The sequence below is a fragment of the Agromyces sp. PvR057 genome (genome assembly GCF_040547485.1).
Lineage (GTDB): Bacteria > Actinomycetota > Actinomycetes > Actinomycetales > Microbacteriaceae > Agromyces.
Genome location: NZ_JBEPPT010000001.1, coordinates 1,429,287 through 1,452,608, shown reverse-complemented (window position 1 = coordinate 1,452,608; position 23,322 = coordinate 1,429,287). Strand labels below are relative to the sequence as shown.

At 71.1% G+C, this 23,322-nt stretch carries 21 protein-coding genes and 1 other RNA gene; 5 read left to right on the top strand and 17 right to left on the bottom strand.

The genetic code is table 11. The features are described 5' to 3' along the window. Positions 1-14: 14 nt before the first annotated feature. Positions 15-384, bottom strand: a transfer-messenger RNA (tmRNA) gene (gene ssrA / locus ABIC29_RS06580). A 329-nt stretch (positions 385-713) separates the two neighbouring features. On the opposite strand from ssrA, the gene ABIC29_RS06575 reads away from it, so the two are divergent. From ABIC29_RS06575 to ABIC29_RS06565, 3 genes are all read left to right on the top strand, one after another. After that, entirely contained in the window at positions 714-2,909 is a 2,196-nt protein-coding gene (locus ABIC29_RS06575) for a glycoside hydrolase domain-containing protein (RefSeq protein WP_354243750.1), read from the top strand. Between the two features lie 32 nt (positions 2,910-2,941). Then, positions 2,942-4,231, top strand: coding sequence for a glycosyltransferase family 4 protein (locus ABIC29_RS06570; RefSeq protein ID WP_116082493.1), 1,290 nt, complete (start codon positions 2,942-2,944; stop codon positions 4,229-4,231). 138 nt (positions 4,232-4,369) lie between these two features. Further along, positions 4,370-5,029: an SIMPL domain-containing protein gene (locus ABIC29_RS06565; protein WP_116081409.1), complete on the top strand. Its 660-nt coding sequence runs from the start codon at positions 4,370-4,372 to the stop codon at positions 5,027-5,029. 89 nt (positions 5,030-5,118) lie between these two features. Here the strand turns inward: ABIC29_RS06565 and ABIC29_RS06560 are convergent, their stop codons facing one another. From ABIC29_RS06560 to ABIC29_RS06535, 6 genes are all read right to left on the bottom strand, one after another. After that, entirely contained in the window at positions 5,119-5,859 is a 741-nt protein-coding gene (locus tag ABIC29_RS06560; RefSeq protein ID WP_354243746.1) for a tyrosine-protein phosphatase, read from the bottom strand. 174 nt (positions 5,860-6,033) lie between these two features. Further along, the gene (gene smpB, locus ABIC29_RS06555; RefSeq protein WP_116081407.1) at positions 6,034-6,510 is read right to left on the bottom strand and encodes an SsrA-binding protein SmpB; all 477 of its coding nucleotides are present in this window, start codon (positions 6,508-6,510) and stop codon (positions 6,034-6,036) included. A 105-nt stretch (positions 6,511-6,615) separates the two neighbouring features. Beyond that, positions 6,616-7,527 carry a permease-like cell division protein FtsX gene (gene ftsX / locus ABIC29_RS06550; protein WP_116081406.1) on the bottom strand — a complete coding sequence of 304 codons (912 nt, stop codon included), beginning with the start codon at positions 7,525-7,527 and terminating at the stop codon, positions 6,616-6,618. Continuing rightward, positions 7,524-8,783, bottom strand: a complete 1,260-nt coding sequence (gene ftsE / locus ABIC29_RS06545) for a cell division ATP-binding protein FtsE (protein WP_354243743.1) — start codon at positions 8,781-8,783, stop codon at positions 7,524-7,526. The genes ftsX and ftsE overlap by 4 nt, the downstream gene beginning before the upstream one ends. A 94-nt stretch (positions 8,784-8,877) precedes the next feature. Continuing rightward, a complete protein-coding gene (locus ABIC29_RS06540) occupies positions 8,878-10,368 on the bottom strand; it encodes a Na+/H+ antiporter NhaC family protein (protein WP_354243741.1) in 1,491 nt (496 codons plus the stop codon). A 24-nt stretch (positions 10,369-10,392) separates the two neighbouring features. Next, a complete protein-coding gene (locus ABIC29_RS06535; protein WP_354243738.1) occupies positions 10,393-12,093 on the bottom strand; it encodes an amidohydrolase in 1,701 nt (566 codons plus the stop codon). A 117-nt stretch (positions 12,094-12,210) separates the two neighbouring features. Between ABIC29_RS06535 and ABIC29_RS06530 the strand changes: the two genes are divergently transcribed. Next, entirely contained in the window at positions 12,211-12,954 is a 744-nt protein-coding gene (locus ABIC29_RS06530; protein WP_158551788.1) for a TetR/AcrR family transcriptional regulator, read from the top strand. Here the strand turns inward: ABIC29_RS06530 and prfB are convergent. The 10 genes from prfB to ABIC29_RS06480 all read right to left on the bottom strand — a co-directional run bounded on the left by prfB (position 12,951) and on the right by ABIC29_RS06480 (position 22,169). Then, complete coding sequence (gene prfB, locus ABIC29_RS06525; protein ID WP_116081401.1) at positions 12,951-14,060, bottom strand: peptide chain release factor 2; 1,110 nt, start codon at positions 14,058-14,060, stop codon at positions 12,951-12,953. The genes ABIC29_RS06530 and prfB overlap by 4 nt on opposite strands. Before the next feature lie 206 nt (positions 14,061-14,266). Next, positions 14,267-15,928, bottom strand: coding sequence for a hypothetical protein (locus ABIC29_RS06520; protein ID WP_354243734.1), 1,662 nt, complete (start codon positions 15,926-15,928; stop codon positions 14,267-14,269). Positions 15,929-16,040: 112 nt separating this feature from the next. After that, the gene (locus ABIC29_RS06515; protein WP_199471373.1) at positions 16,041-16,523 is read right to left on the bottom strand and encodes a pilus assembly protein TadG-related protein; all 483 of its coding nucleotides are present in this window, start codon (positions 16,521-16,523) and stop codon (positions 16,041-16,043) included. Then, positions 16,520-17,005, bottom strand: coding sequence for a TadE family protein (locus ABIC29_RS06510; protein WP_147309157.1), 486 nt, complete (start codon positions 17,003-17,005; stop codon positions 16,520-16,522). The genes ABIC29_RS06515 and ABIC29_RS06510 overlap by 4 nt, the downstream gene beginning before the upstream one ends. Beyond that, on the bottom strand, positions 16,980-17,420 hold the full coding sequence (locus ABIC29_RS06505) for a TadE/TadG family type IV pilus assembly protein (protein ID WP_354243730.1): 441 nt from the start codon (positions 17,418-17,420) through the stop codon (positions 16,980-16,982). Before ABIC29_RS06505 ends, ABIC29_RS06510 begins: the two co-directional genes overlap by 26 nt. 11 nt (positions 17,421-17,431) lie before the next feature. Further along, positions 17,432-17,632 (bottom strand): hypothetical protein, encoded by a 201-nt coding sequence (locus ABIC29_RS06500; protein WP_116081397.1) that lies wholly within the window; start codon positions 17,630-17,632, stop codon positions 17,432-17,434. Positions 17,633-17,692: 60 nt separating this feature from the next. Further along, positions 17,693-18,640 (bottom strand): type II secretion system F family protein, encoded by a 948-nt coding sequence (locus ABIC29_RS06495; RefSeq protein WP_354243727.1) that lies wholly within the window; start codon positions 18,638-18,640, stop codon positions 17,693-17,695. Next, positions 18,628-19,497: a type II secretion system F family protein gene (locus ABIC29_RS06490; RefSeq protein WP_116081395.1), complete on the bottom strand. Its 870-nt coding sequence runs from the start codon at positions 19,495-19,497 to the stop codon at positions 18,628-18,630. The genes ABIC29_RS06495 and ABIC29_RS06490 overlap by 13 nt, the downstream gene beginning before the upstream one ends. After that, complete coding sequence (locus tag ABIC29_RS06485) at positions 19,494-20,870, bottom strand: TadA family conjugal transfer-associated ATPase (RefSeq protein WP_502915450.1); 1,377 nt, start codon at positions 20,868-20,870, stop codon at positions 19,494-19,496. The genes ABIC29_RS06490 and ABIC29_RS06485 overlap by 4 nt, the downstream gene beginning before the upstream one ends. A 279-nt stretch (positions 20,871-21,149) precedes the next feature. Continuing rightward, positions 21,150-22,169 (bottom strand): zinc-dependent alcohol dehydrogenase, encoded by a 1,020-nt coding sequence (locus ABIC29_RS06480; protein WP_354243721.1) that lies wholly within the window; start codon positions 22,167-22,169, stop codon positions 21,150-21,152. A 138-nt stretch (positions 22,170-22,307) separates the two neighbouring features. Here ABIC29_RS06480 and ABIC29_RS06475 point away from each other — a divergent pair, with 138 nt between their 5' ends. Next, positions 22,308-23,255 carry a LacI family DNA-binding transcriptional regulator gene (locus ABIC29_RS06475; protein WP_354243718.1) on the top strand — a complete coding sequence of 316 codons (948 nt, stop codon included), beginning with the start codon at positions 22,308-22,310 and terminating at the stop codon, positions 23,253-23,255. Positions 23,256-23,322: the final 67 nt, after the last annotated feature.

Genomic DNA, 23,322 nt, shown 5'->3' with positions numbered 1-23,322 from the left:
GCGACAACGGCCGATGGTGGAGATGGGGGGAATTGAACCCCCGTCCATCGCTGAGTTTCCACGCCTTCTCCGGGCGCATCCTGTGCAAGCGTTCTGCTCGGCCCCGACCTTTGCCACAGGCACCTAAGTCGACAGGCCCAGCCTGAGTAAAGTCCCGTACGGCGCTCAGGCGACGACGTACAGCGAGTTCCCTAGATGACGCCAGCGACCGGGGCGGGAACACACCCGGGCTGACGGACTATCGAGCTCGCTTAAGCAGCGAGGGCGAAGTCAGACTGCGTCTTATTGGCAGTTATTTTTTTCCAGAGGTCGTTTACGAGATAACCCTGGATCCTCGGCCCGCTTCTCGTGGGTACACAGACGATGTCGAAACCGATCATCCCCATGTCGCACCGCCCGGTCGTACCGGTTCGGCGAGCCGTTGTCACACGCTGTGGAGTTTCCAATTCCGCCGTTCCGTGAAGGTCAGGCGGCCTTACAGAGTACAACAGCGAGCGGCCCGTGTCATTCCCGTCCACGGCCGAATCCGACATCCGGGGCCCGAATCGAGCGGATGCCGCGGCGAACGCCCGCCGCCGGGTCGCCCGGCATCGTTCATCGGCCCGTAACCTACGGCGAGCGCGGACCACGTAACGTCCCCACATGGCCACGAAGGACGCGACCGTCGGATTCCGAGCGTCGCACGCGATGGAGGCGGGGCGAGGGTGCCCGGCATGATCGGTCGCGTCGACCCGTTCATCGGCACCGAGGCCACGGACCTGCCGCCCCGGTCGGGTCTCGCCGCCACGTGGTGGTGGCCGAAGCCGCAGGTCGGCAACACGCATCCGGGTGCGACGTATCCGCTCGGGATGGTCTCGGCGTGCGCGTACTCGGGGGCGTATCCCACGGGGTACGGCCGGTACGATCTCGGCACCGAGGGCCTGCCCGTGCCGATCCACGAGCGGGCCGTGGCATCCGGATTCACGCATTTCCAGCAGTCGGGCACCGGCGCGATCCGCAAGTACTACAACTACTTCCGCGTGACGCCCATGATCGAGCCGCTCGACGAGCTGGGCCGCCAGTGGGAGATCACCGAGGAGACGGCCGAGCCCGGCTACTACGGCGCGACCCTCGAGAACGGCATCCGCGCGGAGCTCACGGTGGGGCCGAAGAGCGCGGTGCACCGCTACACGTTCCCGCGGCACCGCAATGCGCGCGTTGTGATCGACTTCTCGCTCGGCGGACTCGGCATCCCCTACGGCGAGACGATCCCGCTGCGCGCGAAGCTCGAGTCGGTCGGCCCTGGCATCGCGCAGGGCGAGATCGTGGTCGAGGGCACGCCCCTGGCCGTGTACCTCGAGTGCGACGCGAGCTCGTGGCGGCAGATGCTCTGGTACGACCGGCGATTGATGCCCGGCGGCACGCGGCTCGCGTTCGACCACATCCGCCCGACGACGCTGCGCCCGTTCGGGCTCATGTGGGCCGGGCCGAGCGAGCCCGGCCAGTCGATCGAGGTGCGCATCGGCTTCTCGCTGCGCGGGGTCGAGCAGGCCAAGGCGAACCTGCGCGCCGACTGCGGCGAGGGGCATTCGCGGTTCGGGCCCCGCCGCGAGCGCACGCGCAAGACGTGGCGGCGCCAGCTGAAGACGATCGCGGTCGACGCCGCGAGCGCCGAACGCGACACGGTGTTCTCGACGGCGCTCTACCACTCGCTCATCAAGCCCTGCCTCGCACCGGAGGAGAGCCCGTTCTGGCCGACCGACGGGCCGTTCGTGTTCGACCTGTCGACGATGTGGGACATCTACCGCACCCAGTTGCCGCTCATCACCGCGCTCATGCCCGAGCGGGCGGTCGAGCTCGGCACGGCGCTGCTCACCATCTGCGAGGAGGAGGGCAACTTCCCGATCGGCTACCGCATGGCGAGGGGCAGCGACCGGTTCTCGCGTCAGGGCAGTGCGCTCGCGCAGACGTTCCTCGCCGACCTGTGCCAGCTCGAGCTCCCGGGCGTCGACTGGGACTGGGCGCTCGTACACATGCACGCCGACCTCAGGCGCACGTACGGCGAGGAGTTCCTACTGCGGGGGCACGCGCATCCGATCAGCCACACCCTCGATCTCGCGTTCGGCTACTGGTGCACCGCGAAGGTCGCCGAACGCGTGGGCGACCGGGCGCTCGTCGAGCAGTTCCGTGGGCTCTCGGCGCGATGGCGCAACGCCTTCGACGCCGAGACCGGCCTGCTGGTGGACTCGACCTTCTACGAGGGCAGCCGCCACAACTACTCGTTCCGCCTGCTGCACGACATGCGGGGCCGGATCGACCTCGCGGGCGGCGACGACCGCTTCGTCGGCATGCTCGACGCCTTCTTCGGCTACGGGGCGGAGCCCGTGCGGCAGCCGGGCATGCAGCCGGGCATCGAGGAGATCACGGCCGGATACGCGCTCGGCCGGTTCGAGGGCATGAACAACGAGCCCGACATGGACGCCCCCTGGGCGTACCACTACGCCGGACGCCCCGACCGCACCGCCGAGGTCGTGCACGCCGCCGTGCAGCAGCAGTTCGGCATCGGCCGTGGCGGCCTGCCGGGCAACGACGACTCCGGCGGCCTCAGCTCCTGGTACGTGTGGGCGTCGCTCGGGCTCTTCCCCGTGGCCGGTCAGAACCTGTTCCTCGTGAACGCCCCCGCCCACGCCGAGAGCCGTATCGCGATGAGCGGCGGGGACCTCACGATCGAGACGAAGGGGTTCGTCGAGCCGCGCCACGACGGCCCGGCCCAGTACGTGCAGTCAGCCACCCTCAACGGCGATCCGCTCGAACGCACCTGGCTCCGCGGCGACGAGGTGCACCGCGGCGGCCGATTACTCGTCGAGCTCGGGCCCGAGCCCGGTGCATGGGGCACGACCGCCCGTCCACCCTCGACCCCGAGCGGATGACCCGGCACCTCGTCAGCCGAAAGGAACCCATCATGAGCAGCACGCCACGCAACCGTCTCGTCATCGTCAACCGCGCCGACCCCGTGATCTGCGGGCACTCGGTCGAGGGTCGCAATCTCGCCGAGGCCGCGATCGAACGCGGATTCGACGAAGTGCGCATCATCACCTGGCCGATCGACCGGCTCGAGGCCACCGGCCTGCCGCTGAAGCCGCTCGACACGATGCTGCCGTACAGCGAGGGCATCTTCGTCGAGCGCCCCGACCCCGTCGGCGACTACAAGGTGCCGGACGGCCGCTACCTCGCCGGCATCACGGGCCGGCTCATCGAGCTGTTCACCGACGGCGTGCCGACAGTCTGCCTCTCGCTCTACCTGAGCCCGCACACCATCGCGGTGGCCGACGCGGTGCGCGCCGCGTGGAACACGGGCCTGCCGGTGAACGTCACGACGATCGCCGAGGCGGTCGGGTCGGATGTCACGAACGTCGTCCGCTCGTGCGTCGAGGAGGGCCGCTTCGGCGCCGCCGCCCACGTGCTCTCGAGCTACCTGTCACAGGACCACTGCGTCGCGGTCTCGGAGTACACGCGCGACCTCATCGTGTCCTCCGCCGCCGAGATCGACGCGGTGCACGGCACGGCGTTCGCCGAGCAGTGCCGTCAGCGCATCGAGATCTCGTACCCGGCGATCGACACGTCGGCCTACCTCGACCTCGACCCCGCGGTCGTCGAGGCGACCCTCGCGGTGCGAGGCCTCGAGCGCGACGGCTACGTGCTGTTCCTGTCGCGGCTCACGAAGGCGAAGGGCGTCGACGACCTCATCATGGGCTTCGAGCGCACCGCGGCGAGCGAGCGGCTGAAGCTCGTCATCGTGGGCCGCGGACCCGAGGAGCAGGCACTGCGCGAGTTCGCCGCGGCATCGAGCCTGGCCGATCGCATCGTGTTCCTCGACGACGTCGACGACGCCGAGAAGCCCTACCTGATGGCGGGCTGCGCGACCTACGTGCTGCCGAGCAAGCCGCGGCCCGAGTTCGTCGAGACCTTCGGCATCGCGCTGGCCGAGCAGATGCTCGCCGGCGGCGGCGCGGTCGTCACGACCGACACGGGCGGCATCATCGAGGCCGTCGGCGACCACGCGACGATCGTGCCCGTCGAGGATCCGGATGCGATCGCGGCAGCGATCGACGCCGCCCTCGCCCTCTCCCCTGCCGAGCGTGCCGAACGGGCGTCGGCCGCGCGTGCGTACGCGATGCAGTTCGATCGCGGCATCGTGTTCGAGCGACTCTTCGACCGGGCGGGAGCCCTGCCTGCACGGCTGACCGTCTGAGCCGGTGGCGCGCGGGTCTCGACGGGGCCCGCGCGCTCCCCGGCGCCGTCGGATGCCCCGCCTAGGCTGGGCTCGGCCGTGCTCGCGCGAGGCCGCGGGCGTCCCGACCGGGCGACCCCGCCGACGAGAGGGGACCCCATGCCGACCACCATCGCCGTCACCGGACACGCCGAGGAGCGCATCGCGCCCGAGCTGGCGGCCGTCACCCTCTCGGTCGGAGGCTCGGGCGCGGCCCGCGACGACGTCGTCGCACGCACGTCCACCGCGCATCAGCGCCTGCTCGCCGCCGTTCGCGAGCTGGAGGCATCCGGCGCCCTCGACACCTGGTCGGCCCCGCAGCTGCGCGTGTCGTCGCACCGCCCGTGGAACGCCGAGGGGCGGCAGCTGCCGCTCGTGCACGAGGCCAGCGCCGACGTCGAGGTCGTGTTCCGCGACCTCAGCCTGCTCGGCGAGTGGCTCGGCACGGCGGCGGACGCCGACGAGCTCACGATCGGCGGCGTCGACTGGCGGCTGACCGAGGCCACGCGCCGCGGCGCGCAGGAGGCGGCGCAGCGCGGGGCGGTCGCCGATGCCGTCGCGAAGGCCGGCGTCTACGCCTCGGCGCTGGGGCTCGGCACGCCCGCGATCGTCGAGCTGTCGGACCACGGCCTGCTCCAGGCGCAGCCCTCGCCGATGCCCAAGGCCATGCTGATGCGCACCACGGCCGACCTGGGCGGCGGCGCGACGACCGAGTTCGCCCCGCGGGATCTCGTGATCGAGGCATCCGTCGACGCCCGGTTCGTCGCCGACGCGGCCTGACCTCGGGTCACCGCCGCGGGAGTGGGACGGCGCTGGTCGGGTCGTCGGGCTGCCAGACGTCGACTCGGTGGGCCGTCAGGTCAGCCGTCTCAGCTGGGGTCGACGAGCACCCGCTCGAGCCGTGCGAGCTCGTCGAGCGTGAGCCCCGAGGCGAGCAGGTACTCGCGGGTCGAGCCGTGCGCGCGCTCGACGGTCTCGATGGCCCCCTCGATGGCCTCGCGCGGGCTGCCGCCCATGAGCGTGCGCAATGCCGGGCTGTCGGGCACGCCGTAGCGGCCGATGAGGTCGATCATCTCCTCGAGCCACTCGCCCGCGAGGTTGCCCTCGGTGCGTGCGTAGTCCTCGATGACGGCCTCGCGGTCGACGCCCACGGCGAGCAGCGCGATGGCGATCACGACACCCGTGCGGTCCTTGCCGGCCGTGCAGTGCACGAGCACGGCGCGATCGCCGGCACTCGCGATCTCGCGCACGGCGTCGACGACGATCGGCGCGTGCTGGGTCACGATGCGGTCGTAGAGCGCCTCGAGCGAGATGCCCGCAGCACCACCCTGCGACGCGCCAGACCCCTCGAAGACGGGCAACCGCAGCACCTCGACGTCGAGCCCGTCGATGTCGTCGGGCATGCGGTCGGCCTCCTGCTCGTCGCGCAGGTCGATGATGATGCCGACGCCGAGCTCACGGAGCTGCTCGCGCCCCTCGTCGCCGATGCGGTACAGGCCGTCGGAACGGAAGAGCACGCCGTCGCGAACCGTGCCGGTGGCCGCGGGCAGCCCGCCGACATCGCGGAAGTTGTACGTGCCGGCCACCGGGATGCGCGTCTGGATCTCCACGGCGATGAGCCTACTCCGCAGCACCGACCGGGCGACTGGGAGGGTGCCGCGAACCTTCGCCCCCGACGGTGCCCCGGGGACTCACCGAGGGCTCACCGAGGGCTCACCGAGGCTCACCGGGGACTCCCCCACGGCGCGCCTTCGCAGCATCCGCGGGCGGCGCGGCGACCGTGCCTACTCGCCGAGGTGGCGGCGGCTCGAGATGGCGCGGTCGGACTCGCGCTTGTCCTGCTTCTCGCGCAGGGCCTGCCGCTTGTCGTACTCGCGCTTGCCCTTGGCGACCGCGATCTCGACCTTGGCGCGACCGTCGGCGAAGTAGATCTGCAGCGGAACGAGGGTATACCCGCCCTCTTTCGTCTTGTGGCTGATCTTCACGATCTCCTGCTTGTGCAGCAGGAGCTTGCGCTTGCGCCTCGGCGAGTGGTTGTTCCACGTGCCCTCGGTGTACTCGGGGATGTGCACGGCGTCGAGCCACATCTCACCGCCGTCGACGAACGCGTAGCCGTCGACGAGCGACGCGCGACCCTCGCGCAACGACTTCACCTCGGTGCCGGTGAGCACGATGCCCGCCTCGTAGGTGTCCTCGATCGTGTAGTCGTGGCGCGCCTTGCGGTTGGTCGCCACCACCTTCTGACCGCGTTCCCTGGGCACGGCATGCTCCTTCGCTCCTCGACGGATGCCCCGGGGCATCCGGAGCAGCCTTTCACTCTAGTGCACCCGCGAGGGGCTGATCGCCCCGCACGGAGGAGCCGTCGCTCAGACGCGCAGGTACCGCCTGATGGCGATCCCGGCCGACAGCGCTGCGAGCAGCACGCCCACGACGATGAGCAGCGGCACCACCAGCAGCGCGTCGCCGAGGTCGACGAACGTGAACGAGAGGCGGTCGGCGAGGTAGCCCTGCACGAAGAAGTGCACGATCGCCACCACGGCTCCACCCGCGAGCAGGGAGCCGATGAGCCCCGCGAACACGCCCTCGAGGACGAACGGCGTCTGGATGAACCGGTTCGAGGCGCCGACGAGGCGCATGATGCCGAGTTCGCGTCGTCGCGAGAACGCCGACAATCGGATCGTCGTGGCGATCAGCAGTGCCGCCGCGACGAGCATGATCGCCGCGACCGCGATGGCCGTGTAACTGGCGGCGTTCAGCACGTCGAAGATCTGGTCGAGGTACCGCCGTTGGTCGACGACCTGTTCGACGCCAGCGAGCCCGGCCAGCGCCTCGACGAGCACGTCGGACTGGCTCGGATCGACGAGGTTCACCCAGAAGGTCTCGTTGAGCACCTCGGGCGTGACGTAGTCGGCCGCCGGCGTGCCCGCGAACTGCTCCTGGAAGTTCTCGTAGGCCTGATCGCGGTCCTCGAAGTAGTACTCGTCGATGAACGGCGAGAGCGTGTCCGACGTCAGCTGCGCCTCGATGGCGTCCTTCTGCTCCGGCGTGGCCTCGCCGTCGATGCATCCGGCGGCCGTCGAGACCGACGTGCAGAGGTACACCGCGACCTGGGCGCGGTCGTACCAGTAGTTCTTCATCTGCGCGATCTGCAGCTGCAGCAGGGCCGCAGTGCCGACGAACGTCAGCGAGATGAACGTCACGAGCACGACCGAGACGACCATGGTGATGTTGCGCCGCAGGCCGTTGCCGGCCTCGGCGAGGACGAGTCCGAACCTCATCGCGTCGGGCCCACTTCCTGGTCGTCGTCGCCCTGGCGCGGGCCTCCGGGTGCCCGGAGCCCCAGCCGCTCGGCGAGCGTGAGGTGCTGCTTCACGTCGGCCGCGGCATCCGTCTCGCCCGCCTTCTCGCCTGCGGCATCGGATGCTGCGCCGCCACCCGGTTCGTCCGGCTCGTCTCCGGATGCCGCGGCATCCGTCGCCTTCGACCCGCGCGGGATCTCGATCGACGCGGTCGCCGCCGCCGTGATCTCGGCCGCGGCGTCGGTCACCTCGTCGGTGGCCTCGGGCTCGACGTAGAGCGGCTGGCTCTGCTGCATCATCTCGGGCGTCACCTTCGGCGCGGCGGCCGTGATCGTCTCTGGCACATCGTCGGGCACGGCTGGCGCGATCGGCGCGACCGACTCGGGCTCGGCGCGCTTCTTCGACCGCGCAGCGCGCTTCGGCTTCACGGCCGCGGCGGCGGCCGCGTCGCGTCGGTGCTGCTCGTGCAGCAGGGCCGCGTTCGCCGCCTCCGCCGCTGCGACGGCCGCGGCGGCCGCCACGGCATCCTCGTCCTCTGGCAGGACGCCGGTCACGGAGCCGTACCCCGCTGAGCGCTCGTCGCGCACGATGTCGCCCGCGGAGAGCTCGATCACGCGTCGGCGCATCTCGTCGACGATGCCGGCCTCGTGCGTGGCCATGATCACGGTCGTGCCGCCCGCGTTGATGCGCTCGAGGAGGGTCATGATGCCGGCCGAGGTCACCGGGTCGAGGTTGCCCGTGGGCTCGTCGGCGAGCAGGATCTGCGGCTTGTTCACGATGGCGCGGGCGATCGCCACGCGCTGCTGCTCACCGCCGGACAGCTCATGCGGCATCCGCTTGCCCTTGCCGTCGAGGCCGACGAGCTTCAGGGTCTCCGGCACCGCGGAGTGGATGTACCCGCGCGACTTGCCGATGACACGCAGCGTGAAGGCGACGTTCTCGTACACGGACTTGTCGCGCAACAGCCGGAAGTCCTGGAACACGACGCCGAGGTCGCGACGGAAGTAGGGAACCTTGCGGCTCGAGATCGAGCCGAGGTTCTGGCCGAGCACGTGGATCGTGCCCTTCGACGGCTTCTCCTCTTTCAGGATCAGCCGCAGGAAGCTGGACTTGCCGGACCCGGAGGCGCCCACGAGGAACACGAATTCGCCGCGGAGGATCTCCACGCCGATGTCGTTCAGCGCGGGCTTCGCCTGCCCGGGGTAGGTCTTGGTGACGGAGTCGAAGCGGATCATCGCGTTCGAGCCTAGGCAGGCCGTGCGCAAAAGTGGGCAGCGACACCGGGAAACGGCATCGCCGCCCACCGATCGGGACGCACGGCTCGCGAACTCAGACGCCGATGAACCCGACCACGAGGTAGAACACCAGCGAGAGGCCCGCCGCGATGCCCGCGTACGGCAGGATCGCCGTCATCAGGTTCAGCGGCTTGATGCCCGTCGAGCGCGAGGCGAGGATGATGCCGTCGCCGTAGAGGCACGTCGTCGAGCCGAGCGCGGCGCCCGAGAACACGGCGGCGCCGGCGATGATCGGATCGACGTCCATCGCGAAGGCGAGCGGGATCACGATGGGCGTGATCACGGCCGCGAGGTCCCAGAACGAGCCGGTCGCGTACGCGTAGACGCCGCAGACGAGGAACACCATGGCGGGCAGCAGCGCCCCGTTCATGATCGGCTGGGTCGTGTCGATCACCCAGTCGGCGAGGTGCAGGTCGATGTTCATGTGCTGCACCATGAAGGCGAGCGCGGTGAGCACGATCACGAAGAGCATGCTGCCGACGCCGTCGAAGGCCGCCTCGAGCACGCCCTTGATCTTCAGGCGGCGCTGCACCGTGTACATGACGATCGCGACGACGAGCGCGGCGACCGTGCCCTTCAGCACGTCGACCTCGGTGAGGATCGTGACGCCGATCATGACGGCGATCGGCACGAGGAAGTTCCACGGGCGCGGCTTCGCGTATTCGGGTGCGCGGGTCGCGAGGGCGGTGGCGGTCGAGGCCCGGGTGGGGGCCTGCGCGGGCTCGGCCGAGACGGCGCGGGACGCATCGTCCCCCGAGATCGCGACCTCGCCGACCTCGGCGTGCGGGGACAGCCCGCCCTCGGCCTCGCGCTCCTCGGCGGTGGTGCCGACGGGGAACACGTCGCCCGTGGCATCCGCCCTGGCGATGTCCTTCTTCAGGGCGCCGAGCCTCGGGAACCAGCCGAACGCGACGAGCGCCGCGATCGCGATGGCGATCCAGCCGAAGAAGATGAACGGGATCGCCTGCAGGTAGGCGCCGAAGCCCGAGCCGTTCGCGGTGACGCCCTGCGCCTCGAGCAGCCCGGCGAAGAACAGGGCCCACGTCGAGAACGGCACGATGACGGCGATCGGCGCCGCGGTCAGCTTCATGATGGTGCCGAGCTCGGTGCGGGGCACGTTGTAGCGGTCGGTGACGGCCTTCATCGACGTGCCGACGGTGAGCACGTTGAGGTAGTCGTCGACGAAGAGGACGATGCTGAGCAGGAGGCTCAGCACGGTCGACTTGCGCCGCGAGTTCACGAACCGCTCGGCCCAAGCCGCGAACTCGCGCACGGCGCCCGACCGCTCGAAGAGCGTGATCAGGATGCCGAAGAGCACGACGACGAGCATGAGCCACTGCAGGGTCTCGTCGGCCATGGCGGTGCCGAAGTAGCCGATCCAGGAGTCGAAGAACTCCCAGCCGCCGAGCAGCACTGCGCCGGCGAGGGTGCCGCAGAGCATCGCGAACAGCGTGCGCCGGGTGAACACGGCCACGACGAGGATGATGACGACGGGAAGGAGCGCGAGCGCGCCGACGTCTTGCATGGTTGCCTCTTGATTCGAAGGGGGTCAGGCGGCGGATGCCGCGTACAGGGGCTGCCCGTCGACGATCGTCGTGCGCACGGGGAGGTTCAGCAGGTCGTCCGCGCTGACGTCGAGGGGGCTGTCTTCCCACACGACGAGGTCGGCGCGGTACCCGGGCGCGATGACGCCGAGGTCCTGGTCGCCCTGGGCCTGCGCAGCCCAGACGGTGTAGCCCTGGAGGGCCTCGTACGGCGTGAGCACCTGGTCGGGCTCGAACACCGGGGCGTCGGGGTTGCCGGGTTCGCGGCGGAGCCGTGCCCAGGCGAGGCCGATGCGCGCGTCGGTCTGCGCCACCGGCCAGTCGGAGCCGAGCGCCACGGGGGCGCCGGCGTCGATCATGTCGCGCACGCGCCAGCCGAGGGCAGCGCGCCCTGGGCCGAGGCGCTCGGCCCAGAAGTCGCTGCCGTCGGCCTTGCGCCACTGCATGTGCAGCGGCTGCACCGATGCGGTGATGCCGAACTGGGCGAGGCGCAAGAGGTCGCGGTCAGCGAGCAGCTCGAGGTGCTCGATGCGGTGCGGCGCCCCGCGGCGGGAGTGCACGCCCGCCTTCAGATACGCGTCGATCGTCGTGCCGATGGCCCGGTCGCCGATCGCGTGCGTCGCGATCTGGAATCCGGCGGCCGCATAGCGGGCGACGACGCGCTCGAACTCGTCGGGGTCGGCCCAGAACGAGGCGTTGCCGTCGCCGTGGGTGTCCGGCTCGTAGAGCCACCCGGTGCCGGTGTCGATCACGCCGTCGTTGAAGAGCTTCACGAGCCCGCCGCGCCAGCGCGCGCCACGCCGGTCGCGTTGATCGAGGTACCGCTGGGTGCGCTCCTCGTCGTAGCCGGGGTTGTGGGCCATCGCCGAGACGATGCGCACGGGCAGCCCGCTCACAGGCTCGTGATGGGCGGATGCCGCGGGGCCGGCGTCCGCCGCGCCTGCCGCGCTCTCGACCTGCGGCGTGCCGTCGAGCTCGTCGAGCAGGTCGAGCGTGCCCGGGTTGCCGTCCATGATGCAGCCGCCGGTGATGCCCGACGCCGAGAGGCCTCCGAGGATCCCGCGCACGCGCTCGAGCGTCTCGTCGCGCGTGTACTCGGGCGCCGTGCGCAGCACGAGGTCGAACGCGGAGTCCTCGCGGAGGCATCCGGTCGGCGCGCCGCCTTCGTCGACGACGATCTCGGACGTGTCGCCGAAGCTGCGCGCGCCCGTGATGCCCGAGCGGCGCAGCGCCTCGGTGTTCGCGAGCGCCGTGTGCCCGTCGAAGCACATGAGGAATGCGGGGGCGGGCGAGGTCGCCGCGTCGATCGCGGCCGCGGTCATGGGCAGCGTCGAGAAGACGTCGTAGTCGAGGTTCCAGCCGCGCACCCAGCCGCCGGACGCCCCGTCGGCGACGCGGTCGGCTTCGGCGCGCAGCATCGCGAGGAACACGTCGGGGTCGCGCACTCCCCCGAAGTCGACGCCGACCGCGAGTTCGATGCCCTGGATCGGGTGCATGTGCGCGTCGATGAGGCCGGGCGTGACGCAGGCGCCGTGCAGGTCGTCGACCCGCGTGGCGGGGCCGCGCAGCTCCAGGAGCGTCGTGGCGTCGCCGACGGCGATGATGCGACCGCCGCGGATCGCGACGGCCTCGGCCTTGGGCTGGCGCGGATTCATGGTGATCACGCGCGCTCCGACGAGAATGGTGTCGGCGAACACCTGGTGCATGCGCTCTCGCCTTCCGGGTGCCCATCATCGGGTCGCCCATACAATTGAATGATCGTAAATAAATCGGGCACAGGCTACGCCGCGCCGCCGCCCGCCGCAAATCCGACGAGGAGACCCGTGGCCGACACCCCGACGAAGCGCCGCGCCGGGCGCCCGCGAACGCGCGTGCTCAGCGTCGACCAGATCGTCGACGCCGCGTTCGAGCTCGCACGCACCAGCGGCCCCGACGGGTTCTCGATGGCGGCCCTCGCCCGCTCGCTCTCGGTGCAGCCGCCCGCGCTCTACCACTACTTCGGCAACCGCGACGAGGTGATCCGGGCCATGCGCGGTCGCCTCGCCGAGCGCATCGACACCGACGGGTTCGCCGACCCCGGAACGCCGCTCGCCGACGCCGTGCTGCGCTGGGCGAGCACGTACCGCGACGCGTTCGCCGCGTTCCCCTCGGGCAGCACGCTGCTCGCCACGACGCCGATCGACGGCCAGCAGCGATCGGTCGACAACTACGAGGTCATCACCAGGCGCCTGCTCGCCGAGGGCTGGGCCGAGGCCGACGTCGTCGACACGATCGTCGCCTTCGAATCCTTCATCATCGGCTCGGCGCTCGACGCCGTCGCCCCCGCCGACATCATGCACCCCGGGGATGCCGCGGCGACCGCACCGACGTACGCCGCCGCGGAGGCGCGGCGAACGCACGAGGCCACGGCACGCGGCATCCGCCCGGCCGATCGCAGCTTCGAGCTCGGCCTGCGCGCGATGCTCGCGGGGCTCACGCCCGGGTCAGCGGGTGCCGAGCCGACGGACGAGGAGACGTCGACCGCCGGTGGGCGCTCGGAGCCGTCGGGCGGCGCGCGTCGACGCTAGTCGTCGTCCTTGCGCTTGCGCCACTTGATGCCGGCCGCGATGAGGCCGTCGAGGTCGCCGTCGAACACCGAGGCCGGGTTGCCGACCTCGTAGCCGGTGCGGAGGTCCTTCACGAGCTGCTGGCCGTAGAGGAAGTAGGAGCGCATCTGGTCGCCCCAGCTCGCCGTGATCGTGCCGGCGAGCTCCTTCTTCTTCGCGGCCTCTTCTTCGCGCTTCAGCAGCAGGAGTCGGGTCTGCAGCACGCGCATGGCGGCCGCGCGGTTCTGGATCTGCGACTTCTCGTTCTGCATCGAGACGACGAGCCCGGTCGGAAGGTGGGTCAGGCGCACCGCCGAGTCGGTCGTGTTGACCGACTGCCCCCCGGGGCCCGACGAACGGAAGACGTCGACGCGGATGTCGTTCTCGGGGATCTCGACCTCGACCGCCTCCTCCATCACGGGGATGACCTCGACCGCGGCGAAGCTGGTCTGGCGCTTGTCGGCCGAACCGAACGGGCTGATGCGCGCGAGGCGATGCGTGCCGGCCTCGACCGAGAGGGTGCCGTAGGCGTACGGCACGTCGATCTCGAAGGTCGCCGACTTGATGCCGGCGCCCTCGGCGTACGAGGTGTCCATGACCTTGACGGGGTACTTGTGCCGCTCGGCCCAGCGCAGGTACATGCGCATGAGCATCTCGGCGAAGTCGGTCGCGTCGTCGCCGCCGGCGCCCGAACGGATCGTGACGACGGCACCGCGCGGGTCGTACTCGCCGTCGAGCAGCGTCTGCACCTCGAGCTGGCCGATGACCTCTTCGAGGGCGGCGAGCTCCTGGCGCGCCTCGGTGGCGGAGTCCTCGTCGTCCATCTCGAGGGCCATCTCGATGAGCACGTCGAGGTCGTCGAGGCGCTGCTCGACGTCGGTGATGCGCTTGAGGTCGGACTGCCGGTGGCTCAGCGCACTCGTCACCTTCTGCGCGGCGGCGGGGTCGTCCCAGAGGTCGGGCTTGCCGGCCTCTTCGGACAGACGGGCGATGTCGGCCTTGACGGCTTCGACGTCGACGACGGCGCTGATGTCGCGGAACGTGGAGCGCAGCGCGGCGATCTCCTGCGAAAGGTCAAGATCCAACATGTCGCCTCCAGCCTACTCGGGCGCGGTTCAGCCCGAGAACGTCGCGATCCACGCGATGGCGCCCTGAGGTCACGCGCCCGAATCGTGCGCGACGGTTCCGGGGCGCGGAGGCCATGGGACACGTCGAACGCGGCCGCGGGTTCGCGTGTTCCGGCGGCCGGCTCCCGGCCGGCTCCCGGCCGGCTCCGCGGCACGACGAGCCGTCCTCAGAGGACCGGGATCTCGGTCGAACCGAAGTCGTGGATCGTGTACCGGCCGCAGTCGATCGTCGCGGCATCCTCGAGGCGCAGCTCGCCGGGCAGGTCGAACGTCGCGCTCTGGTCGTCGGTGACGAGGAACGACACCGAGGTCGTCTCGAAGTCGGCGCGGTTCACGAGCCAGGCGTACGGGTGCAGGTCGTGGGTCACCTGCAGCAGCTGCGCCGGGTCGTCGCCGTAGGCCTTCGGTGCGCGAATCGTCCAGAACTGGCCGGCGCCGTGCCGGTCGGTCGCATCCACCCAGTCGACGACACAGGCGAGGGAGGCGTCCGATGCGGTGGTCTGCGCCGTTGCGAGCCGCACGGCCCCGATGCCGCCGAGCACGACGATGACGACCGATGCCGCGGCGAGCGCGAGCACGCTCCCCCGGTGTCCGCGCCGGCCGTCGCTTGCGGCGGGTCGGCGTCCCCGGCTCCGCAGCACCCACTCGGCGAGGCACGCAAGCACGAGCATCGGCGCGAAGACCCACGGCTGCAGGTAGCGCGGCGACGGGTTGCCGAGCACCACGAGGCCGATCGCGCACGCGATCGGCGCGATCCAGGCGACGGCGACGAGCAGTCCGGCGCCCGGCCGTTCGGCGGCCGTCCGTGAGAAGGTGAGCGTCACGGCGAGCACCATGAGCCCGAGCAGCACGATCGCGGCGACGATGCCGCCCGTTCGCCCGAGTTCGACGGCGGCGACGCGCAGCAGTTCGGCGAGTGCGGCGAGCTGATCGCCGTCCTTCACATAGTCGGCGCCCTGCGCCACGATCAGGTCGCCGACCGCCGAGCGGGCGACGACCCCCACGGCGGACGCTCCCGCGAGCACGAGCACCAGTTGGAGCGGCAGCGACGGTCGCCGTGGCATCCGCCCCCTGCCCCGGCCGCTCGTGATCGTGAGGGCGAGGAGCACGAGCGCCGCGGGTGCGACGGCCCAGACGACGATGAGCGGGTTGCTGAACGCCGAGACGGCGACCACGGCCACGAGCGGCACCCACGCGCGGGCCCGCAGCCGTCCGGTGTCGAGCGCCCGGCGCACGAGGCCGATGACGAGCACGGCGGCGACCACGGTCGCGCTGTAGTACGTCGTCGTGCCGAGCAGGCTCGCGAGCTGCATGCTGTTGCGGTCGCCGCCCGATTCGAGCAGCGCGATCGCGCAGAACCCGGCGTAGGCGGCCAGAGCACCGAGCACCGGCGCGGTGGCTGTGCGCGGACTGCCCGACGCGACGCGGAATGCGCCGTAGAGCGCGACGAGGTTCAGCACCGAGCTGACGATGAACGCCGTGTGCAGGTCGGGCACGACGGCCGAGACGATGGCGAACGCTATCGCCTCCGGCACGAAGAGCACGGGCGACATCGCCCAGTCCTGCGGGGCGCCGGAGGCGAGCGAGTTCGCGAGCAGCACGTTGAGCATCGAGTCCGCGTCGATGAACATGAGCTCGGTGCGCGTGATCGCGATGTGCGCGGTGACGAGCACGGCCATGGCGAGCGCGAACGCCCAGCCGAGCGCCTCCCGCGCGGCGGCACGGCGCCGTTCACGTCGCTCGCCCGACTGCTCGGGCTCCGGGGCGCGGGACGGCACGCTGCCGGGGCCCTCGGCAGGGTCGTTCCCGTGGTCGTCGTGGATGCTCACTGCGACGTATCGTATGGGGCGAGCGGAGGAGCCCGCTCGGCACTCCCACTCGGTGCCCGCGTCGGCGAACACGCCGGGCGAACGCCCTCCTGGATCCGCGCGGCGGAACGGATCAGTGGAACACAGATCGCGCCGTGGTCGTCACCTCGATCGGCACGCTCATCGGCAGCACCTCGGTGTGCAACGGCGCGCGCCACTCGGCACGCAGTGTCACCGTCGCGCTTCGACCGTCGCGGGAGACGGCTCGCACGAGTTCGACGCCGTCGAGTCGGCCCGCGGCGTCGTCGAGGTATCGCGTGACCGCGTCCTGCACCGCCTCGTCGTCGAGCCGCACCGCGAGTTCCCCGTCGGCCGTGGTGACGGCGTCGAGGCTCCACGCCTCGGCCCCCGCGAGGGCCGCACCGTCGGCGAGGGTGAACAGGCGCTTGCGTTCGAGGTAGAGCGAGGATGCCGCGACCACCACGAGCACGATGACCAAGGCGAGGAACGAGAAGAAGATCGTGAGCAGGAGGGTGGACCCCTGCTCGCCGTCCTGGTCCGCATCCGGCGCGGTCGCCCGCTGCCCGTGCACCCCGGCCCTCGGCGTCGCGCTCACTCGGCGACGCCCGCGAACCGGGAGACGGTCTGCGTCGCGGCCGACTCCACGGGCACGCTTCCGGTACCGCCGAGGTCGAGCACGTCGGGAACGAGCGGCAGCGCCACCCGCGCACGCACCACGACGTCGATCCGCTCGCCGGGCGTATCGCACGTCGCGGTCTCGCACGAGAGATCCACCGAGGCCGTATCGGCGTCGACACCGAAGTCCTCGAGCGTGATCCGCACCGCGCGTTCGACCGCAGCCGGCGTCCCTGCCGACCCGGCGCCGTCGGCGGCGAGGCGCGCCGCGTGCCGCGCGGCGCCCTCGACGGCGAATGCGCCGGCCTGGATCGCCGACATGCTGACCACGAGGTACACGATCGGCACGAGCAGGATCAGCCCGACGGTCAGGAACTCCAGCGAGGCGGATCCGGACTCGTCGCCGAGGAGCCGCACGGCGCGGAGCCCGCGTCGCTCAGTCGAGCGACTCGATCGGCGCATGCCCGCTCACCTCCAGCCCGTTCGCGATGCCCAGCAGGCCGATGACCGGGAGGGTCGCGCGCACGCGGATCTCGACCGCCGGCTCTCCGCCGATCGACGTGCCCGTCGCCGTGATGTCCTCGGCATATCGAGCCGAGATCGCGGCATCGACGAGATCGCGCGTGCGGGCGACGCCCGCGGCAGGCGACGAGCCGGCGAGCGCTGCGAACCGCGCACCCTCGGCCGCGGCATCGAGCAGGGTGTTGCGCACGTGCAGGGCGAGCGCGAGTTGCACGACGGCGAGCGCGAGCATGGTCAGCAGCACGCCGACCATCGTGAACTCGGCGACGGCCGAGCCGCGCTCGTCGGCCAGGCGGAGGTGCAGCCGCAGCGCCCGCAGGCTGCAGCCAGACCGCCGAGCACCCGGCAGGGGCATGGCCTGCGCGGTCAGAAGCCCGTGACGCGATCGATCGCCTGTTCGAACACGCCCGAGAGCGCCGGCCCGGCGAGGCCCCAGATGACGATGACGAGCCCCGCCGTCATGAGCGTGATGAGCACCCAGCCGGGGACGTCGCCCCGCTCGCTCGACACGGCGACCATCAGGCGTCGCATGAGGGATCGATTCAGACGGTCGAGGTGCTGCCGCATGGGGCTTCCTTTCGTTCGCGCCGTCCTGGCGCGGGTTCAGCGAGGGGATCGGGGACCGCATCAGAACCCCGTTTGAAGCACGAGGTATCCGGGAAGGAGGGCGAACGCGATGGTCACCGGCAGGATGAGGAACACGAGCGGCACGAGCATCGCGATCTCCTTGCGCCCGGCGAGTTCGATGATCGTCCGCTTGGCCTGGTCACGGGCATCGCCGGCCTGGGAGGCGAGCACGGTCGCGAGCGGCGCACCCCGGTCGAGCGCGCCCAGCACTTGATCGAGCGCGCGCGAGAGCGCCGGGTGGTCGAGTTCGTCGCGAAACGTCGTGATCGCGTCCGCCAATGGCACGCCGGTGCCGACCGCGGCCACGACGGCCTTGAACTCCTGGGGCAGTTCGCCCGAGCCGATGCGGGCGATGCGGCGCAGGGCATCGAGCATGCCCTCGCCCGCGGTGAGGCTCAGCGTCAGGAACTCGAGCACGGTCGGCAGCTCTTCCGAGATGCGGGCGAGTCGGCGTGCGGCGCTCCGCTGCAGCGCCCAGTCGCGCGCGAGTACGCCGACCGCTGCAGCGAGCAGGGGCGCAAGGATCCGGACCGGGGTGGGAAGGGTCTCGAAGCCCGGTGCGAACAGCTCGAGCAGGACGGCGGCGGCGAACGCCGTCGCCCCCCATGCCAGTTGCTCAGCACGGAATCGTTCGACGGTCGCGTTGGACCCGGCCTGTCGAAGGCGTCGGGCGACCGTCTCGGGTCCGCCGAGCCAGGAGACCGCGATGCCACGAAGCCGCCGCAGCACCGGCCCGACCACGACGCCGAACACCGGTGACGGGTCGGAGGTTCGTCGGGCCAGCATCGACCTCGCCTCGCCGGAGACGTCGGCGACGTACGGCGCGACGCGCTCGGCGAGGCTCGGTCGACCGATTCGCGGGAGGGCGCTGAGGGCGATCCACGCGCCGAGCCCGATCAGGATCCCGCACAGCAGGGCCAGGGGAACGGTCGCGTTCAGCGGAACCATCGTCGCTCCTCGGGAAGTCGGCCGAGCGCGTTCATCGACTGGTAGGCGACCACGGTCACGATGACGCCCACGACGATGAGCGCGGCACCCGCAGGCGAGTCGTACGCGACAAGGGTCTCGTGTCGCGACGACAGCACGAGGAGCAGCACCCACGGGGCCGCGACGCCGAGGCGTGCCGCGTTGCGGATCCACGACTGGCGGGCCACGACCTCGGCGCGCAGCGCCGCATCGTCACGCAGGTAGCCGGAGAGTCCGCGCAGCACGGCCGTCAACTCGGTGCCGCCCACTTCTCGCGCCATGCGAAGGATCTCGAGGATGCGGTCGGCGATCGGGTCTGCGAGCGCGTCCTTCAACCGGTCGAGGCACAGCGGAAAGTTTCCGGTTCGACGGTACTCGACCTCGAACGCTGCGAAGGCCCCGCGCGTCTGCGCCGGTCCGAGCTCGCCGAGCGCCCCGACGCTCTCGGGCAGCGGCATGCCAGACCGCACCGAGGCGACGAGGTGATCGACCACATCGGGCCAGACTGCGCGGTTGGCGGCCCGGCGCCGGTCGGCCCGCGACCCGATGATCATGGGCACCGCGGCGCCACCGAGCAACGCCGCGACCACCGTGATGGTGGGCACCTGCATGACGGCCTGGACCACGGCGCCGAGCACGGTCGCGAACACGACCGAGACGAGGACGACGACCGGGATCGGCACCTGGCCCAGCCCGGCGAGGGCGAGGTCGTCTCGTACGCGGCGTCGGAGGGCGGACGCCTCGATGGCGCGAACCGCGTCGACCTTCGACGGCCAGAGCAGCGGAGCGAGCGCGAGCAGCACGCCGACGCCGAACAGCGCCCCGAGCGCGAGGCTCACGCGGCATCCTGTTTCGTCGGGGCACCGATCGGCTCGGCGCGGTGCGACTCGGCATCGGTCGTCGCGGCAGCATCGCTCGTCTCGGCAGCATCGCCCGCACCGGCGACGTCATGCCGCCTGCGGCTCTCGCCCGAATCGACGACGTCGGCGGGACCGGGATCGACGACGAGTCCGGCGGCGCGGTACTTCTCGAGGCGACGCGGTCGCAGGCCAGTGGCCTTCAGCGCGCCGCCGATCGTCGCGAAGATCGCATCGACCTCGACGCTGCCGTCGGCGCACTCCCCGGTCGGAGCCGAGATCTCGATGACGGTGCGGCGACCGGCGGCGTCGATGCCGAGGTGCACCACGAGGTCGATGCAGGTCGCGACGGTCGGCACCACGAACGACGCGTCGATGTTGCGCCCGGCGAGCAGCGGAAGCGTGCAGAGCTTCGTCAGCGCGTCTCGCGCTGAGTTCGCGTGGATGGTGCACATACCGGGCAGGCCGGAGTTCAGCGCGATGAGCAGGTCGAGGCTCTCGGCCTCGCGCACCTCGCCGACGATGAGGCGATCGGGGCGCATGCGGAGCGACTCCTTGATGAGGCGCCGCAACGTGATCTCACCGGTGCCCTCCAGGCTCGGCTGACGGCACTGCAGCGACACGAGGTCGCGCACGTCGAGGTCGAGTTCGAACGTCTCCTCGATCGTGATCACGCGCTCGTCGACCCTGGCTGACGACATGAGGGCGTTCAACAGGGTGGTCTTGCCGGTGTGCGTCGCGCCCGACACGAGGATGTTCGCGCCCGCGACGACGCTGGCGCGGAGGAAGCCGGCGGCCTCGGCCGTGAGCGATCCGAGTTCGACCAGCGCCTCGAGCGAACGGATGCGGCGCTGGAACTTGCGGATGTTCACCGCCCAATGCGTGCGCGCGACATCGGGGATCGCGACGTGCAGCCTCGACCCGTCGGGCAGGGAGGCATCGACGAACGGGGAGCTCAGGTCCACCCGGCGACCGCTGTGCTGGAGCATGCGCTCGACGAGTTCTCGCACCTCTCGATCGTTCAACACGACCGTCGTGAGCTCGGCGACGCCGTTGCGCGCCACGAAGACGCGTGTCGGCCCGTTGATCCAGATCTCCTCGACGCCGGGGTCGTCGAAGTAGGGCTGGAGCGGCCCGTAGCCCGTGATCGCCGCCTCGACCTCGCGCGCGGTCGCGAGCTCGTCGTGCAGCTCGGCGTGCGCGCCGCCGAGCGCGAGCTCGCTGTAGCGGCGCACCTCTTCGCGCGTGAAGCGGGCCGCAGCGCCGGTGTCGCGACCGAGATCGACGCCCTCGTGCAGCACGCGGGTGCGCACGCGCTCGGTGATCGTGCGGACGGGGTCGGTCATGTCACCCATCTTGGGGTGAGGCCCGCCGGGCACCGCGAAGTTATCCACACGGCCGTCCGCGGCATCCGCCCGCTCGGAGCGACGGATGCCGCGTCACGACGTTTGTGCGCCGCCACGACCCTTTCGAACCCTCGTGGCGCCGGCGAAAGGTCGTGGCGCGACCCCGACCAACGCGAGCACGCGCACAGCGCGAGGGCATGGCGACGGGCCGCCGCGACATCCGGAATGTCTACGACGCCCCGTCTGCGGGGCCGCACCCGCGCGACGACGGCGCGGGCGCGACCGGGCTCAGTCGAGCGTGACCATGACCTTGTCGGCGGCGCCGGGCGTCGCGGCGACCTCGAGGGCGCGCTGCACGTCGTCGATCGTGAAGCGGTCGCTGATGATGAGCTGGTACTTCCGCCAGTTGGCGATGAGGTCGTCGGTGACCTCGAAGATCTCGGTCGGGTAGCCCATCGACATGATGATCGAGATCTCGGTCGTGAGCAGGCCGCCGAAGTCGACCTCGACGGGCTTCTTGTGCACCGCGGGGATCACGAGGCGGGCGCCCTGCTTGACCAGGCCGAACACGGTGGTCGGCACGACGGGGGCGCCGGCCGCGTCGAGGTAGACGTCGGTCGCGGGGCGGGCATCGCGGATGCCGACGACGGGCGGTGCTTCGCCGTGCAGCTCGATGAGGCGGGCCTTGACGTCCTCGTCAGCCGAGTTGATGACGGCGTCCGCACCGATCGCGAGGGCCTTCTCGAGGCGCGTCGGCAGGATGTCGATGACGACGACGTGCTCGACGCCCTTGGCCTTGAGGCTGAGCAGCGCGCCGAGGCCGATCGGGCCGGCGCCGAAGACGACCGCCTGCTCCCCGGCCTTCGCGCCGGAGCGGTTGACGGCGTGGCGGGCGACGGCCATGGGCTCGTTGAGCGCGGCGACCTCGAACGGGATCTCGTTCGGGATCACGCGGAAGTGCGTGCCGGCCACCGCGTCGAGCAGCACGACGAACGGCGAGAACGCGCCCTGCGCGCCGCCGGAACCGATGATGCCGTCGCTCGCGGCCATCGGGTTGATGACGACGTGGTCGCCGACCTGCGCGCCCTGCACCTCGTCGCCGACGAACACGATCTCGCCGGCGGGCTCGTGGCCGAGCGGGGTCGCGCCCTGCCGCGGCGGGATGCCGCCGTACATGGTGTACATGTGGTCGCTGCCGCAGATGCCGCAGGCGCGGATGCGCACGAGCACGTCGCGCGGGCCTGCGACGGGCTGCTCGATCTCCACGATCTCGGTGGTTCCGGGCCCGGTGACCATGACCGACTTCATCGCCGTCATTCCTCTCCGCCGCCACGCGCTGGGTTGGCGTCGCGGACTACTAAATCGAATAAGTGCAGTCTACGCTGGAAGGACGACTGCGCCATGCCACTGACGCGACTCACAGCGAACACGCCGGAAGGGGGCACCGTGAAGTCCACCCGCGTGACCATGAAGGACGTCTCGGTCGCCGCCGGCGTCTCGCAGGCGACGGTGAGCTTCGTCCTCAACGACAAGCCGGGCGAGACCATCTCCCCCGAGACGCGCGACCGCGTGCGCCGGGCCGCCGCCGACCTCGGCTATCGGCCGAACGGCGCAGCACGCGCGCTCCGCGAGGGCACCTCGCGCATCGTCATCCTGAACGTGGCACGGCTTCCGCACGGCGGCACGGGGCTCGCAGCCTTCATCGACGCGCTCGACGCCGAGCTCGAACACCTCGACCACATGCTGCTCGTGCGCTACCGCGCGGGCTCCGACGACATCGAGCGGATGACGGCGATGGTCGCCCCGCGCGCGGTACTCGACCTCGACCGCATCTACAACTCCCCCGATGCGGAGGCCGAGGTCGCCGACGGCGGCTGGACCGAGGGCCTCGCCGCGCACACCGCGGTGCAGCTGCGCCACCTCGTCGACGGCGGCCACACGACGATCGGCATGGCACTGCCCGACGGCAGGCCCGAACTCGAACGCCTCGCGGCCCTCCGGCTCGACTACGCGAGGCGCACCCTCGGCGACCTCGGCCTCGAAGGCCCGCCCACGCTCACGATGGGCGCCGGCGTCGACGAGGATCGAACGGCGCTGTCCGACTTCATCGACCGGCACCCCGCCGTCACCGCCATCGCCGCGCTCGACGACGACACCGCGCTGCGCGTGCTCGCCGCCTCGCGCGCGCTCGACCTACCGGTCCCCGGCCGCCTCGCGGTGATCGGCTTCGACGACGCGGGGGCGGGCGAGCTCGTGTCCCCCTCGCTCACGTCGGTGCGCATCGACACCGCCGCGTTCGGTCGGCGCCTCGCCCGCCAGGTGCTCGGCCTGCCGGAGGGCGACGCTGCACCGACACCGTCACCGGCCACCGTCATCCGGCGCCGGTCGGCCTGAGGCATCCCACCCGCGACACCGGCCCAACCCGCGACACCGGCATGCCCGCTGCATCCGTGATGCGGTC